We start from the raw sequence: 15,511 nt of genomic DNA, 5'->3' as shown, positions 1-15,511 counted from the left end.
CAATCAGTGGGTACGCGCTGGCGGTCGCCCGCCGAAACCGCGCCGGTCGTCGCGCGGCCGGTCATCGCGCTGCCGGTCGTCACGGGGCCGGTCGTCGCGGACCCGGCTCTCCGGGCGGAAACCACCGCGAGCGTCCCGGTCGCCGAAGCGCCGCTCACCCTGCGGCCGGTCGCCGAAGCGCCGCTCGCCGGTCGGCCGATCGCCCCGACCGTCCCGGTCACCGAACTGCGGCCGGTCCCCGAACCGACGCTCGCCCTGCGGCCGGTCGCCGTACCCCCGGGTGTCCCGATCGGCGTAACGCCGCTCGCCCTGCGGGCGGTCGCCGTAGCCACGGTCGCCCTGCGGGCGGTCGCCCTGGGCCCGGTCGCCGAAGCGACGCTCGCCGGTGGGCCGGTCGCCGAAGCGTCGGTCACCCTGCGGGCGGTCGCCGTAGCCACGGTCACCCTGCGGGCGGTCGCCGAAGCGGCGCTCGCTGGTGGGCCGGTCGCCGTAGCGGCGGTCGCCCTGCGGCCGATCGCCGTAGCCCCGGTCGCCCTGCGGGCGGTCGCCCTGGGCCCGGTCGCCGAAGCGGCGCTCGCCGGTGGGCCGGTCGCCGAAGCGCCGGTCGCCCTGCGGGCGGTCGCCGTAGCGACGCTCGCCGCCTGAGCGGTCACCGAACCGACGCGGGCCGCCGGCCCGGTCGTCGAACCGGCGCGAGCCGCCGGAGCGGTCGCCGTAGCCCCGGGGCTCCGCCTCGACGCGGACCGGGACGCCACTGGGCTCGCGGGCGCCGACCAGCTCGGCCAACGCCGCGTCACCGACCCGGACCCGGGTCTCGGCCGGCGCGACGCCGGCCTTCTCCATCATCGCCAGGGTGGTACGGCGCTGCTTCGGCAGCACCAACGTGGCGACCGCACCAGACTCGCCGGCCCGGGCGGTACGACCCGCACGGTGCAGGTAGTCCTTCGGGTCCTTCGGCGGGTCGACGTGCAGCACCAGGGTGACTCCGTCGACGTGGATGCCCCGCGCCGCCACGTCCGTGGCGACCAGCACGTTCATCCGGCCCTCGCGGAACTCGGCAAGCGTCTTGGTGCGCATCCGCTGGGTCTTGCCGCCGTGCAGCCCACCGGCGCGTACGCCGACGGCCGCGAGCTGCTCGACCAGCCGGTCCACCCCGAGCTGGGTACGGGCGAAGACCATCGTCCGGCCGTCCCGGGCGGCGATCGAGGCCGCCACCGGGAACTTCTCGTGCGGCGGGATCAACAGCATGTGGTGGTCCATGGTGGACACCGAGGCGGTGGACGGCGCGGTGGAGTGGGTGACCGGGTCGGTCATGAACCGCTTGACCAACGCGTCGACGTCACCGTCCAGGGTGGCCGAGAAGAGCAGCCGCTGACCGTTCGCCGGCGTCTTCGCCAGCAGCTCGGTCACCTCGGGCAGGAAGCCCATGTCGGCCATCTGGTCGGCCTCGTCGAGCACCGTGACCTCGACGTCGTCGAGCTGGCAGATGCCCCGCTCGATGAGGTCGCCGAGCCGCCCCGGGGTGGCCACGATGATCTCCACACCGCGACGCAGCGCGTCGATCTGACGGTCGTACGGAACGCCGCCGACGGCGGTCTTGAGGAAGATGCCGACGGCCTTGCCCAGCGGCACCAGAGCGTCGTTGACCTGCATGGCCAGCTCTCGGGTGGGCACCAGCACCAGGGCGCGCGGGCGCATCGGCCGGGCCCGGTTGCGGTCGGCCAGCCGAGCGATCATCGGCAGGCCGAAGGCGAGCGTCTTGCCGGAACCGGTCTGCCCCCGACCCAGCACGTCGCGGCCGGCGAGCGCGTCCGGAAGGGTGGCCCGCTGGATCTCGAACGGGCTGGTGATGCCCTGCTGCGCCAGTGCGCGGACCAGCGGGTCGGGCAGGCCGAGGGTAGTGAAACTGATCGGGTCGGCGGTCTCCGTCGGCACGGGCTCGGCCTGCGGGGTGGCGGCCTCGCCCGGAGCGACGTCGAGCTGCTCCCGTGCGGTGTCGGCCGCCGGGACTGAGTTGAAAACGGACGTAACGGTGCTGGGGTCAGCAGAGGTGGTCAACAAAAACCTTTCGAGCGGGGCGCATCTTCGCGATGGCCTGCCGCGGCTGTGCCGCCGGATCGCCCGCAAGATCGCCCAGGGGCGCACACCACGCGCGCCGGGTCAGTGATCTCATCCAGTGTACGGCGGTCCGGCGAAGCCGCCAGCCGGTTGTCCGACCGTAGTGGGCGGACTCACCATCGCTGGCGCTCGCTGGCTCACCCGTTGAGCACGCTGCCCACCAGACCGTCCAGGGCGTCGCCGGCGAGCAGGACGACCGCGACGCTGATCGCCACCAGCAGCCCCAGAGCGGCGGCCAGGACGATCATCACCCGGGCGTTGCTGGACCGTTCGGTCGGCGTGTCGGACCAGCCCTGGGCCAGGATGTGCCCGGTCAACGAGCCGGAGGTCTCCACCGCGTTGGCGGGTATCGCGACAGTGGTGAATCCGGCCCCCTCGCCGTTGCCGTAGACGGTGCCGGCCAGGTCGGAGCCGCCGTCGTGCCGCACACCACGGGTGCCGGCCGTAACCCGTCCGGCGGAACCGGCCGGAGGGCCGCTCGGCGGCGCGGTCGTCCGGGAGTTCATGGTGCTGTTCCGGGTCGACGACGGAGCCCCGGTGGTCGACGGCGGCCAGCTCGGCAGCGCTGGCGCGGGAACCACCGGCGGTGCGGAGGCGGCTGGCGGGGCCCATCCGCCGGCGGACATCGGGCGGGTCGCCCCACCGGTGGGTGACCACCCGGATGGCGGTGCGGAGACCGACGCGGTGGCCCGTACGCCGGGCGTGTCGGTCATCGCCGGTGGCGGCGGAAACGGCGGTGCCGGCATCGGGCCGGGCGGGGCTGGCGGTGCCGGCACCGGCGGACCGGGTGGCGGCAGCGGCGGGCTCGGGACGGGCGGCGACGGCGGGCCGGGAATGGGCGGCACCGGCGAGGGCGGCGGGATGGGCGGGCCCGGAACGGGCGGAACCGGACCGGGCGGCGGCGTTGGGCGGGGGTTCGGCGTCGGCGTCGGCCCGGGCGGGTACGGACCCGGGGCCGGTGCGGGCTCCGGCTCGGGTGGCGGCGGCTGCGTCGGCCCGGGGCCGGGTGGGGCGGGCTCCGGCTCCGGAGTCGAGGGCGTCGGGGCCGGCTCCGGCTCGGTGCCCACCGGCGCGGACCGGTAGACGCCGGGCGTGCTCTCCCGAGGATCCGGGCTGCCCAGGGTGCCGGCCGTGCCCCGGCTGCCGCTCGGAACCGTGGCGCTGGCCCGGGCGGGCGCGGGGGAGCCGTGCCGCTGACCCGGCAATGACACGTCGGCCGAGCCGGCCGGGCTGGCCGAGCCGGTCGCCCGGTAGGTGGTCGCCGTGCTCGGAGCACTGGCCGGCATGTCGGCCCGGCGCGCCGTGGCGGTCACGACGCTGGCGCGGGCGCGTACCGGTGCGGTGGCCTGAGCAGGGGGCGCGTCGACCACTGCCGGCTCCCCGGCGTCGGTCCCGCTGCTGTCCGTGGCGGCGTCGGTCCCGCCGCTGTCCACGGCGGCGTCCGTTCCGCCGGGGGCGGCACCGGCGGGTACCTCGGCGGCGGGCGCATCGTCATCGGCGTCGGTCGAGGCGTCCGCGACGACCGGTGCCGTGCTGCTGTCGGCCGCCTTGGCATCGCTGGCGGTTGAGCTGATGTCGCTGTCGGCGGGGCCGCTGTCGGCCGCCTCGGCATCACTGTCAGCGGAGCGGTCGGCCGGGCTGGCGTCGCTGTCTGCCGGGCTGGTGCCTGCCGGGCTGGCGGCGGTCACCGGGTCGGCGGTGTCCGGCCCTGGTGGGTCGGCCTGGTCGACCACGGGGTCGACAGTCTCCGCCGGATCTTTCTGCTCGGCCATTTCCGCCCTCCGCGCCATGCTCGCACCCGGACCCGTGACGTCGGGTCGGATGTGCCTGGTTGTCACGGTGCCACAGATCTCCCCGAGCGGACAGCCGGAGCGGGTCGTGGCGGATCAGCCCGCGTCGCTGGGGGTGGCCGTCGCGCTGCGGGTGCCGGTCGCGCTCGTGCTGGCCTTCGGCGTGGTCGTCGGAGACGCGCTGTTCGGTGCGCTGGGCGGTGCCGGCGGCAGGGTCGTCGGAGTGTTGCTCGGGGTGTTCGACGGCTTCGGCGTGGTGCTGCCGGTCGGCGTGGGCGTCGGGGTGGTCGTCAAGGTCGGCGTCGGGGTCGGCGTCGGCTTGGTGGTCTTCGTCGGCGTCGGCGTGGGCGTCGGCTTGGTGGTCTTCGTCGGCGTGGGCGTGGGCTTCGGCGGCGTCGGCTTCGGGGGCGAGACGGGCGGGGTCGTGACGGGCGGGGTCGGATTGGTCACGGCCGGTGCCGGCACCGCGCCGATCACCCGGGTGGCGGCGTACAGCCGGGACCAACGGACGACCGAGATCTTGACGACGTCGCCGGTGGTGGGTGCCTGCACCATCTTGCCGTTGCCGATGTACATGCCGACGTGGTGGATCGTCGTCCAGCTGCTGCCCGAGGCGAAGAAGAGCAGGTCGCCGGGGAGCAGCGCGCTCTGCGGAACCGTGCGTCCCCGGGTGGCCGCGTACTGGTCGCGGGAGACCCGGGGCAGGTCGAAGTAGTCGGCACCGGGGGAGCGGTACGCCGCCCACATCAGGCCGGAGCAGTCGAACTGGTTCGGCCCCTCCTCGGACCACTTGTACGGGTCGCCGAGCTGGGCGAGCGCGTACCGGACCGCGGCCAGTGCCCGGGGGTGCGCGGCCATGCCGCTGATGCTCTGGTTGGAGACGTAGCCGGCGCCGATCTGCTGCTCGGTGGCCTCCTGCTGGCGTTCGATCTCGATCAGCGCGGCGGCGTTGTCCTTGCGCAGCTTGAGCAGGCTCGCCTCGGCGGCGCGCAGCGCCGTCTCGCCAGTGGTGAACTCCAGCTCGGCGGCGGCGAGCAGGTCCTTGGCCTCGCTGTGCTTCTGGTACGCGGCCTGCTCACCGGCGCGGGCCCGGGACAGCTCCCCGGCCACCCCGGTGGTGCCGCCGTCGACCTTCTCGCCACGGGTGATCGCCTGCAGGCGGCTCAGCCCACGGATGTCCTGGGCGAGGTCGCCCGGCGGGAGCGCGGCGGCCTGCTTGATGGCCTCGGCGGCGGCGGTGTCGGCGGTCTGCTGGGCCCGCAGCAGGGCGTCCTGTGCGGTCGCCAGCGCCTTGCCGGCCGCGTCGAGCTGGGCCTGCGCGTCGACGCGTTTCTGTCGGCTGACCAGCAACGCCTCGCCGAGCGTGCCGACCTGAACCTCGCCGGCGGCGATCGCGGTGGCCAGCGGGCCGCTGCCGATGTTGACCACCGGCGGGACGGGCACGCCGGCGACCGGTGCGGCGCCGGGCAGCTGGAGCGAGCCGGTGACCGCCGGGCGGGAGCCGGTGTCCGGCACGGTGGTCGGCACGCCGGGCTCCGCGTATGCGGGGGTGGCCAGCACCGCTGCGGCGATGGCACCGAGCAGGGCGGCCCAGAGCTTCGGACGCAGGACCGGCGAGATCACCGGGCTCCGTCGTCGCTGCCGTCGCCCGCGCCCGCTGTAGACCATGCCGCTCCCCGTCCAACCGCTCGTCGTCGCGCTCGGTGGGCGCGACCGCCGGGACGGTACCAGTGTGTGTGTTCCGCCCCACCTTGTTACTACCGCACCTCGCCACTCATGTCGATGCGTTGTCGGGTTACGGGAGGCTGAGAGTCTGGTGAAGTGGGTCGCTGCCGCCGACCGTGCCGCCGGGCCCGTCGGCGCCGCGACGTACGCTCGATCCGGACCGCAGGTGGAAGGGACGTGCCATGGACGCCGGACTCAAGCGTGAGCTCGAAGCGAAGGTGTACGCCGGTGAGCGGCTGACCCGGGAGGACGGGGTCGCCCTCTACGAGAGCGACGACCTGACCTGGCTGGGGCGGCTGGCGCACCACAAGCGCACCGAGCTGAACGGCGACCGGGTGATGTTCAACGTCAACCGGCACCTCAACCTGACCAACGTCTGTTCGGCGTCGTGTGCGTACTGCTCGTTCCAGCGCAAGCCGGGCGAGAAGGACGCGTACACGATGCGCATCGACGAGGCGGTCCGCAAGGCCAAGGAGATGGAGGACGAGCAGCTCACCGAGCTGCACATCGTCAACGGTCTGCACCCCACGTTGCCCTGGCGTTACTACCCGAAGGTGCTGCGTGAGCTGAAGGCGGCGCTGCCGACCGTCAAGCTCAAGTGCTTCACGGCGACCGAGGTGCAGTGGTTCGAGAAGATCAGCGGCCTGAGCGCCGACGAGATCCTCGACGAGCTGATGGACGCCGGCCTGGAGTCGCTGACCGGTGGTGGCGCGGAGATCTTCGACTGGGAGGTCCGCCAACACATCGTCGACCACGCCTGCCACTGGGAAGACTGGTCGCGGATCCACGCCCTGGCGCACAGCAAGGGCATGAAGACCCCGGCGACGATGCTGTACGGCCACATCGAGGAGCCCCGCCACCGCGTCGACCACGTGCTGCGGCTGCGCGAGTTGCAGGACGAGACCGGCGGGTTCGCGGTCTTCATCCCGCTGCGCTACCAGCACGACTTCGTCGACTCGGCGGACGGCAAGATCCGTAACCGGATCCAGGCCCGCACCACGATGGCCTCGCCGGCCGAGTCGCTGAAGACGTTCGCCGTCTCCCGGCTGCTCTTCGACAACGTGCCGCACCTGAAGAACTTCTGGGTGATGCACGGGCTGTCGGTGGCTCAGCTGTCGTTGAACTTCGGCGTGGACGACCTGGACGGTTCCGTCGTCGAATACAAGATCACTCACGACGCCGACTCGTACGGCACCCCGAACACCATGCACCGCGACGACCTGCTGCACCTGATCTGGGACGCCGGCTTCCAGCCGGTCGAGCGGGACACCCGCTACAACGTGGTCCGGGAGTACGACAAGGCCCCGTCGCTGGCCGAGCGGCGCGCCGAGCCGCAGCAGGTCTGGGCCTGAGTCGCCACGTACCCTCGCAGTCGATGACCGAGCAACGAGGATCTGAGCAGCAGGGCGGCTTTCCCCGCCGGGACGACCAGGGCCGCATCAGTACCCTGGGCGACCTGCTCGGGGTGTGCCTGGCCGGCCTGGTCATCGGCGTGCTCGCGTTGGTGCTGTTCGAGTGGGGCTTCGCGTCGCTCGGCAGTGGCGAGTTCGGGCACACGAACGGCTGGCTGGCGGTGATCCTGCCGGCCTGGCTGTTCTGGGACGACTTCCGGGCCTGGGAGTTCGGCGCGGCCCGCGTGGTGGCGGCGGTGGTCGCGGCTGCCGTCGGGGTGTTCGCCGGGCTCCTGGTCGCCGGTCTGGGCTCCGGATTGCCGCCGCTGCTCTCCGGTGCGTTGGGGGCGGCCGCGTTCACAGTGGCGTACGCGATCGTCTGGTTCCCGGGCGTCCGCTGGCTGGCCCGGCGGACCGGCTGAGCACTACCGCCCGCCGGGCGGCTCGAACCTTCCGCCGGCAGTGGCGGGCGACGGAGAGAACGGAGTGGTGCAGGTGAGCGCCGCGCTCAAGTACACGCTGGGCCGGATCGGGCTGTTCGTCGCCGTGCTGGCGGGCCTCTGGCTGATCGACATGAACGTGTTCCTGAAGCTGATGCTGGCGTTGGCGTTCTCCGCCGCGCTCTCCTTCTTTCTGCTGCGCGGTTGGCGGGACGAGATGGCCGGGGAGATCGCCGAATCGGCCGAGCGCCGCAAGGCGGAGAAGGAACGCCTCCGCTCCGCCCTGGCCGGCGAAAACCCCCCAAACCCCAATCCCACCGACCCGCCCACCGATTCCCCGCGTTGATCATGAGGTTAGCGGCTACGACACACCGAGTGGCGGCCGCTAACCTCATGATCAACTCCGAAGAGGTGGGTGGGGGTTACCAGTTGGTGGAGCCTTGGACCTTGGGCCAGGGCTTTGCGGTGGGCTTGATCAGGTAGGCGATGCCGCCGGAGCCGCCGGAGACGCCGCCGCTGGCGTTGGTGCGCTTGGTCCGCAGCCAGATCTGCTCGAACTGCGCCCGCTTGTAGACGTTGCGCACCACGTCGTTGCTGGACGAGGCGGGGTCGTTGACGATGACGTCGCCGTCGGCGGTGAAGCCGACCACCACGAACAGGTGCCCGGAGGTGCCGTAGTTGGCGCCGTCCAGTTCGCTGGCGAGGAAGGACTGGCTGGTCACCACGGGGATGCCGGCGGCGATGAAACGCTCCAGCTCGTCCAGCGAGTGCAGCCGGGTCACCCGACCCTCCAGCCCGGGGAAGCTGGCCGCGTACGCGGTGTTGAACGGCCAGTTGCCCGCGCCGTCGTACGCGTAGTCGTAGGTCATCCGCGCGGCGTGGTTGACCGTCGGATCGGGGTAGGTGGGGTCGACCCAGGAGGTGTCGGCCGCCGACGGTCCGCGGCCCCAGTACTCGACCACCATCTCGGTCGAGGTGGGCGAGCACCACGCCTCGCCGCCGCCGTCGTACTCGGGGTAGTGCCCGCTGTGCACGTTCTGCGAGTAGCGCGGCACCGGCAGTTCGACGCCCCAGGCGATGTGCCCGGCGCTCGGCGGCACTGTGAACCGGTCCGGCACTGTCGAGCTCATCGCGCCCAGCATCCGGACCACCGGCGCGGCGCTCTGCCCGGGCGCGCGGTAGAGGGTCAGTTTGAGCTGGTACGACCGCAGCAGCACCCCGGCCGCGGCGTCGTCGATGCTGAACGTGTCGGTCCAGATCGTCGACCAGGGGTCGCCCTGTCGGTTGACGGTGGTCCGCTTGATGTCGGTGTCGCCGGACGCCCAGCGGCCCAGCACGTACCACGGGGTCTGGTCGCCGCTGGTGTAGTTGCCCTGCATCTCCACCTGGATCCAGGTGCCGGCCGGGGTTTCCGCGTTCCAGGAGGCGATCAGTTCGGTGGCGTCGAACCCGATCCGGGTCACCGGTGAGGTCCAGGTGCCGTACTCCCAGGTGCGGGTGGCGCCGGTGTGCGGGTCCGCGTACTCGATGGTGCCGGCGGGGCGGGCCAGGGTGACGCCCGCGCGGGCGCCGGGCACGACGCGGGTGCCGGCCCGGCTGCCCCGGTGCCAGTCGGCGGGCCCGGACCAGTCCTGGTAGGTGATCTGCTCGTCGTGGGCGGGGGTGGGCGGGTGTGCCGCCATCGCGGGCGCGGTGGTGGCGAGCAGGGTGAGCGTGGTGACGCCGGCGAGGGCGGCCGCGCGCAGGCGGGATCTGGCCATGGGTGCTCCGCGGTGTCGAGGGGGCATCGTCGCTGGTCAGTTTTCCGCTTGGAGGGAAGTTTCGCCAGACGTTGATAGGTGGAAAATCATTGCCGCCGTGATGATCCTCCTGGGATGCATAAGGCAGCGATCGATATTGATATGACCATGTGACAGGTGGTGAAGTGTCCTTCACCCAGCGGGATCTCCCGCCCTTCGAGGAGGTAGTCCATGGCCCTCCGCACGCCCATCCCCTTCCGCCGTGTCCTGGTGCTCGCTGTCGTCACCGGGCTGGGCATCGTCACCGTCGCCGCCGGCCCGGTCGCCGCCCGACCGGCACCGGACCGCACCGCAGAGTCGGCCGCCGCCAGCTACCGGGTCCTCGGGCCCCGGACCCTCGCCGACCGCAACGCGGTGGCCCGCACCGGAGCCGCCATCGACTACTCCGAACACGGCGTGCTGCACATCTCGGCCACCGCGAGCGAGGCCGCCGCGATCGGCAAGCTCGGCTTCCGGCTCGAACCGCTCGCCCCGCCGCCGAACGCGGAGCGCGGCGCCGGCGAGATCGGCACCCTGGCCTTCCCGCCGGCCGACTCCAACTACCACGACTACGCGGAGCTGACCGCCGTCGTGAACCAGGTGGTCGCCGACCATCCAGCGATCGCTCGCAAGATCAGCATCGGTTCGTCGTACGAGGGCCGCGACCTGATGGCGGTGAAGATCTCCGACAACGTCGGCACCGACGAGAACGAGCCGGAGATCCTGTTCAACTCCCAACAGCACGCCCGTGAGCACCTGACCGTCGAGATGGCGATCTATCTGCTCAACCTCTTCACCGACAGCTACGGCAGCGACTCCCGGATCACCAACATCGTCAACGGCCGGGAGATCTGGATCGTGCCCACCGTCAACCCGGACGGCAGCGAGTACGACATCGCCACCGGGTCGTACCGGTCCTGGCGCAAGAACCGCCAGCCCAACAGCGGCTCGTCCAACGTGGGCACCGACCTGAACCGCAACTGGGGCTACAACTGGGGTTGCTGCGGCGGCTCGTCCGGCTCCACCTCGTCGGAGACCTACCGGGGGCCGTCGGCGTTCTCCGCACCCGAGACGCAGGCGCTGCGCAACTTCGTCAACAGCCGGGTGGTCGGCGGCGTGCAGCAGATCAAGGCCAACATCGACTTCCACACGTACTCGCAGCTGGTGCTCTGGCCGTACGGCTACACCACCGCCAACACCGCGACCGGGATGAACGCGGACCAGTACAACACCTTCGCCACGATCGGCCAGCAGATGGCGGCCACCAACAACTACACCCCGGAACAGTCCAGCGACCTCTACATCACCGACGGCGACAGCCTCGACTGGATGTGGGCCACCCACAACATCTGGGCGTACACCTTCGAGATGTACCCGGGCTCCGCCAGCGGCGGCGGCTTCTACCCGCCCGACGAGGTGATCCCCGCACAGACCTCGCGCAACCGGGAGGCGGTGCTGATCCTCAGCGAGTACGCCGACTGCCCGTACCGGGCCATCGGCAAGCAGGCGCAGTACTGCGGCGGTGGTGGCGGCACCACTGTCTGGTCGGACACCTTCGAGACCGCCACCGGCTGGACCATCAACCCGTCCGGCACCGACACCGCCACGGCTGGCGCGTTCGAGCGGGGTGCCGCCCAGGCGACCACGTCCTCCGGGGCCAAGCAGCTCACCCCGTACGCCGGCTCCAACGACCTGGTCACCGGCCGGCTGGCCGGCTCGGCGGCCGGTGACTACGACGTCGACGGCGGCGTGACCAGCGCCCGGTCGCCGGCGGTGACCCTGCCGTCGTCCGGCACGCTGACCCTGTCGCTCGCCTGGTACCTGGCGCACGGCTCGAACGCCTCGTCGGCGGACTACCTGCGGGTGAGCGTGGTGCACAACGGCGGAACGACAGCGCTGCTCACCCAGGCCGGCGCGGCCAGCAACCGCAACGGAAGCTGGGCGGTCGCGAACCTCAACCTCACCCCGTACGCCGGCCAGTCGGTCCGCATCCTCGTCGAAGCGGCTGACGCCTCCGGGGCGAGTCTGGTCGAGGCGGCTGTGGACAACGTCACCATCACATCCTCCTGATCGGGTGGGGCCCCGTCCCGCCCCCCGGCGGGGCCCCACCACCCGCTCCCGATCCTCCTGATCCGGGACATACCCCTCACCCTGCGGCGGTCCAACCGATCGTCGCGCGCCGATCGATCCTTGATCGATCCGGCACGTCCCGGCGGTGCGCTACCGTCTTACCGACCAGCCCGCAGCGAAGCCGGTGCGAAACCGGCGCTGTCCCGCAACTGTGATGCCCCACCGACCGGTGGGGACGAGCCAGGTCGCCTGCGGACCGGTCGCGATACGCGCTCTCGAGGAAGGGCGCCTCGTGGGCGGGCGTACGAAAGTCCCTGTCGGCGAAGCACCACACTCCTCGACCGACAGGAGGCCCCATGAACAGACGTACCCCTCGGCTCTTCGCGGCGACCCTCGCGGTCGCCGCGCTCACCCTCGGCGCCTGCGCCGAGAAGGCCGACGACACACCGAGCACCGGCACCGCGGCCGCCGCCTACCCGGTGACGGTCGGGGCGCTCACCCTCGACAAGCGGCCCGAGAAGATCGTCGTGCTGTCGCCCACCGCCACCGAGATGCTCTTCGCGATCGGTGCCGGCCCGCAGGTGACCGCCGTCGACGACCAGTCGAACTACCCGGCCGACGCGCCCAAGACCGACCTCTCCGCGTTCCAGCCGAACGCCGAGGCGATCGCCGGTAAGAACCCCGACCTGGTGGTGCTCTCCGACGACCGCAACAAGATCGTCGACCAGCTCGGCAAGCTCAAGATCCCGGTGTACCAGACCCCGGCCGCGACCACGCTCGACGACTCGTACCGGCAGATCACCGAGCTGGGCACGCTGACCGGGCACGCCGACCAGGCCACCGACGTGGTCACCCGGATGAAGGACGACATCACCAAGCTGGTCAAGGACCTGCCGCAGCGCGCCGAGAAGCTCACCTACTTCCACGAGCTGGGCCCGGAGCTGTACAGCGCCACCAGCAAGACCTTCATCGGCTCGCTCTACAGCCAGGTCGGCCTGACCAACATCGCCGACCCGGCCGACGCGGACGGCAAGAACTTCGGCTACCCCCAGCTGTCCCAGGAGTTCGTCGTCAAGGCCGACCCGGACTTCGTCTTCCTGGCCGACGCCAAGTGCTGCCAGCAGAACGCCGACACGGTCAAGGCGCGCAGCGGCTGGGCCGGCCTCACCGCGGTCAAGAACAACCAGGTCGTGGCCCTGGACGACGACATCGCCTCGCGCTGGGGCCCGCGGGTCGTGGACCTGCTCCGGGTGATCGTCGACGCGGTCGCCAAGGTGCCCGCGTGACAGTCGTCAGTCGGTGACCGGGCCACTGCCCGCGCCCCGGCCGGCCGGGCCGCTCGCGGTGGCCCGGCCCTCCGGGCCGCTGCCCGTCGCCCGGCCGGCCGGGCTGCGCAAGCGTTGGCTGGTCGCGGGGTTGTTCGCGGTGCTCGTCGCGCTCGTCGCCGGGGTGTCGCTCGGCCCGGTGAGCCTGCCCCCGGGCAGCGTCGCCGCCGAGCTGCTCAACCTCGTTCCCGGGGTGCACCTCGACAGCGGGCTGACCGAGCGGGAGATCGCGATCGTCACCGAGCTGCGCCTGCCCCGAGTGGTGCTGGGTCTGCTCGTCGGCGGTCTGCTCGCCCTCGCCGGTGGTTGCTACCAGGGCGTGTTCCGCAACCCGCTGGCCGACCCGTACCTGCTCGGGGTGGCCGCCGGCGCGGGCCTGGCGGTCACCGCGGCGATCGCGCTCGGCGGCGGCGGCCGGCAGGGCACGCTCTCCGGGCTGCCGATGACCATTCCGTTGGCCGCGTTCGCCGGTTCCCTGCTCGCCGTCACGATGACCTACGTGCTCGGTGCGGCCGGCGGGCGACGCGGGTCACCGGCGATGCTGATCCTGGCCGGGGTGGCGGTCTCCGCGTTCCTCTCCGCCGGGCAGACGTACCTGCTGCAACGAAACGCGGACAGCATCCAGCCGGTCTACTCCTGGCTGCTCGGCCGGCTGGCCACCGCCGGCTGGCACGACGTGCTCCTAGTGCTGCCGTACGCCGCGCTGACCACAGTGGTGGTGCTGCTGCACCGCCGCGAGCTGGACGTCCTCGCGGTCGGCGACGACGAGGCGCGCAGTCTCGGCCTGCACCCGCAACGCACCCGCTACCTGTTGATCGCCGCCGCCTCGCTAGGCACCGCGGCGGCGGTCTCCGCGACCGGGCTGATCGGCTTCGTCGGCATCATCGTGCCGCACACCGTCCGACTGCTCGCCGGCTCCAGCTACCGGGTGATCCTGCCGATGTCACTGCTGTTCGGCGGCGCGTTCCTGGCGCTGACCGACGTGGTGGCCCGGACCGCCGCCGCTCCGTCCGAGGTGCCGATCGGTGTGGTGACCGCCCTGCTGGGCGGCCCGTTCTTCGTCCTCGTGCTGCGGACCGCCCGGCGGGTGCTCACGTGAGCCGCGAGCCCACCGCCGGCGCGCCGGCCGTCGCGGTGCGCGGGCTGCACGTCGACCTCGGTGGCACGCCGATCCTGACCGGCGTCGACCTCACCGTCACCGCCGGCGAGTGGGTCACCGTGATCGGCCCGAACGGCGCCGGCAAGTCGACACTGTTGCGCGCCGTCGGCGGCCTGCTCTCCGCGCCGGGAGCGATCACCCTCTTCGGTACGCCGAGTGCCGCGCTGCGCCGTCGGGACCGGGCCCGGGTGGTGGCCACGGTGGCCCAGTCCCCGGTGGTGCCGTCGGGCATGTCGGTGCTGGACTACGTGCTGCTCGGCCGCACCCCGTACATCCCGACTCTGGGCCGGGAGTCGACCGCCGACGTCGACGCCGTGCACGAGGTGCTGGGGCAGTTGGACCTCACCGGCTTCCACCATCGCGAACTGGCCACCCTCTCCGGCGGCGAACGGCAGCGGGTGTTCCTCGCCCGGGCGCTCGCCCAGGGCGCGACGCTGCTGCTGCTCGACGAACCGACCAGCGCGCTCGACATCGGGCACCAGCAGGACGTGCTCGAAGTCGTCGACCAGCTGCGCCGCGAGCATGGCCTGACCGTCCTGGCCACGATGCACGACCTCTCCCTGGCCGGTGAGTACGCCGACCGGATGGTGATGCTCGCCGGCGGTCGGGTGGTGGCCGCCGGGACCCCGTCCGAGGTGCTGACCGAGGAGCTGCTCGCCGCCCACTACCGGGCCAGCGTCCGGGTGGTGCCCGGTGCGCACGGCCCCCTGGTGGTGCCCGTCCGTCCCACCCGCCGGTAGCCGCCCGGCTGCGGCCCTCGGTGCCGAATTGCACCGCAAGATCGTGCTCGAACCTGGAAAGAGTGGTATCCGAGCGTCAGAACACCACGACATCCAGGTTCGAGCACGATCTTGGCGGGAGGCGCCGTCGTCGGCGCGCTGGCGAACAGTTCCGCGCGGGGTCAGGGGCCCAGGTCGATGACGGAGAAGAGGGCCCCCTGGGGGTCGCGCAGGGCGGCGAACCGGCCCGCCGGGATGTCCCGGGGCGGGACCAGGATCGTTCCGCCCAGCTCGGCGGCGCGGGCCGCGGCGGCGTCCGCGTCGGCCACCGCGAAGTACACCGTCCAGTACGCGGGCAGGTCGGCCGGGAAGTCCTCGGCCAGTGGCGGCATCATCCCGGCGACGATCTGCGTCCCCAGCCGCCACCCGGTGTACGTCATGTCGCCCACCGCCTGGTCGTCCGGCTGCCAACCGAACACCAGCTCGTAGAAGACCTTCGCGCCCTCGGGGTCGGGGGTGACCAGCTCGTTCCAGCTCATCGCGCCCGGCACGTTGAACACCTCGGCACCGGCCATGGTCAGCGGCTGCCAGACGCTGAACGTGGCACCGGCCGGGTCGGCGAAGACCGCCATCCAGCCCCTGTCGAAGACCTCGAACGGTGGGACGACGACCTGCCCGCCGGCCCGTTCGACCCGGCCGGCGACCAGCTCCGCGTCGTCGGTGGCGAGGTACGTCGACCAGATCGGAACCTGGTCCGGGATCGCGGGCGGGCCCACGCCGGCCACCGGCCTGCCGTTGAGCAGGAAGACCGTGTAGCCGCCCGCCTCAGGCTCCGGGGTGACCTGGCCGGTCCAACCGAACAGCTCCGGATAGAACCGCCGGGCGTCGGTCAGGTCCGGGGTGGCCAGGTCGGCCCAGCAGGGCGTACCCGGCGGGACGGTGCTCACGTCAAGACCCCTCTCGGCCGGGGCGGCCACGGCGGCCCCCTGTCGGAAT

At 72.3% G+C, this 15,511-nt stretch carries 12 protein-coding genes and 1 riboswitch; of the genes, 7 read left to right on the top strand and 5 right to left on the bottom strand.

Annotated elements, in window-relative coordinates; all coding sequences use genetic code 11:
• Positions 1 to 3 precede the first annotated feature (3 nt).
• The 3 genes from KBX26_RS07515 to KBX26_RS07505 form a co-directional block, all read right to left on the bottom strand.
• Positions 4 to 2,058: a DEAD/DEAH box helicase gene (locus KBX26_RS07515; protein WP_374224229.1), complete on the bottom strand. Its 2,055-nt coding sequence runs from the start codon at positions 2,056 to 2,058 to the stop codon at positions 4 to 6.
• Positions 2,059 to 2,255: 197 nt separating this feature from the next.
• Positions 2,256 to 3,890: a hypothetical protein gene (locus tag KBX26_RS32175; RefSeq protein ID WP_051708639.1), complete on the bottom strand. Its 1,635-nt coding sequence runs from the start codon at positions 3,888 to 3,890 to the stop codon at positions 2,256 to 2,258.
• A 114-nt stretch (positions 3,891 to 4,004) separates the two neighbouring features.
• Entirely contained in the window at positions 4,005 to 5,576 is a 1,572-nt protein-coding gene (locus tag KBX26_RS07505; protein WP_210865008.1) for a C40 family peptidase, read from the bottom strand.
• A 239-nt stretch (positions 5,577 to 5,815) separates the two neighbouring features.
• On the opposite strand from KBX26_RS07505, the gene mqnE reads away from it, so the two are divergent.
• The 3 genes from mqnE to KBX26_RS07490 all read left to right on the top strand — a co-directional run bounded on the left by mqnE (position 5,816) and on the right by KBX26_RS07490 (position 7,810).
• Complete coding sequence (mqnE, locus tag KBX26_RS07500; protein ID WP_030334058.1) at positions 5,816 to 6,985, top strand: aminofutalosine synthase MqnE; 1,170 nt, start codon at positions 5,816 to 5,818, stop codon at positions 6,983 to 6,985.
• A 23-nt stretch (positions 6,986 to 7,008) separates the two neighbouring features.
• Complete coding sequence (locus tag KBX26_RS07495; RefSeq protein ID WP_210865007.1) at positions 7,009 to 7,446, top strand: hypothetical protein; 438 nt, start codon at positions 7,009 to 7,011, stop codon at positions 7,444 to 7,446.
• Between the two features lie 73 nt (positions 7,447 to 7,519).
• On the top strand, positions 7,520 to 7,810 hold the full coding sequence (locus KBX26_RS07490; protein WP_210865006.1) for a DUF4229 domain-containing protein: 291 nt from the start codon (positions 7,520 to 7,522) through the stop codon (positions 7,808 to 7,810).
• Positions 7,811 to 7,886: 76 nt separating this feature from the next.
• Here KBX26_RS07490 and KBX26_RS07485 read toward each other — a convergent pair whose 3' ends face one another.
• A complete protein-coding gene (locus KBX26_RS07485) occupies positions 7,887 to 9,224 on the bottom strand; it encodes a C39 family peptidase (protein ID WP_210865005.1) in 1,338 nt (445 codons plus the stop codon).
• A 210-nt stretch (positions 9,225 to 9,434) separates the two neighbouring features.
• Between KBX26_RS07485 and KBX26_RS07480 the strand changes: the two genes are divergently transcribed.
• From KBX26_RS07480 to KBX26_RS07465, 4 genes are all read left to right on the top strand, one after another.
• The gene (locus KBX26_RS07480) at positions 9,435 to 11,312 is read left to right on the top strand and encodes a M14 family metallopeptidase (protein WP_210858375.1); all 1,878 of its coding nucleotides are present in this window, start codon (positions 9,435 to 9,437) and stop codon (positions 11,310 to 11,312) included.
• A gap of 180 nt (positions 11,313 to 11,492) precedes the next feature.
• Positions 11,493 to 11,557: riboswitch (cobalamin riboswitch) on the top strand.
• Positions 11,558 to 11,668: 111 nt separating this feature from the next.
• The gene (locus KBX26_RS07475) at positions 11,669 to 12,598 is read left to right on the top strand and encodes an ABC transporter substrate-binding protein (protein ID WP_030334066.1); all 930 of its coding nucleotides are present in this window, start codon (positions 11,669 to 11,671) and stop codon (positions 12,596 to 12,598) included.
• 58 nt (positions 12,599 to 12,656) lie between these two features.
• On the top strand, positions 12,657 to 13,736 hold the full coding sequence (locus tag KBX26_RS07470; protein WP_030334068.1) for an iron ABC transporter permease: 1,080 nt from the start codon (positions 12,657 to 12,659) through the stop codon (positions 13,734 to 13,736).
• Positions 13,733 to 14,536, top strand: a complete 804-nt coding sequence (locus KBX26_RS07465) for an ABC transporter ATP-binding protein (protein WP_210865004.1) — start codon at positions 13,733 to 13,735, stop codon at positions 14,534 to 14,536. The genes KBX26_RS07470 and KBX26_RS07465 overlap by 4 nt, the downstream gene beginning before the upstream one ends.
• A gap of 161 nt (positions 14,537 to 14,697) precedes the next feature.
• Here the strand turns inward: KBX26_RS07465 and KBX26_RS07460 are convergent, their stop codons facing one another.
• Positions 14,698 to 15,462: a VOC family protein gene (locus KBX26_RS07460; RefSeq protein ID WP_030334072.1), complete on the bottom strand. Its 765-nt coding sequence runs from the start codon at positions 15,460 to 15,462 to the stop codon at positions 14,698 to 14,700.
• Positions 15,463 to 15,511 lie beyond the last annotated feature (49 nt).

Source organism: Micromonospora sp. C97 (assembly GCF_018070385.1).
GTDB lineage: Bacteria > Actinomycetota > Actinomycetes > Mycobacteriales > Micromonosporaceae > Micromonospora > Micromonospora parva.
This window is presented reverse-complemented; position numbering and strand designations above follow the sequence as displayed.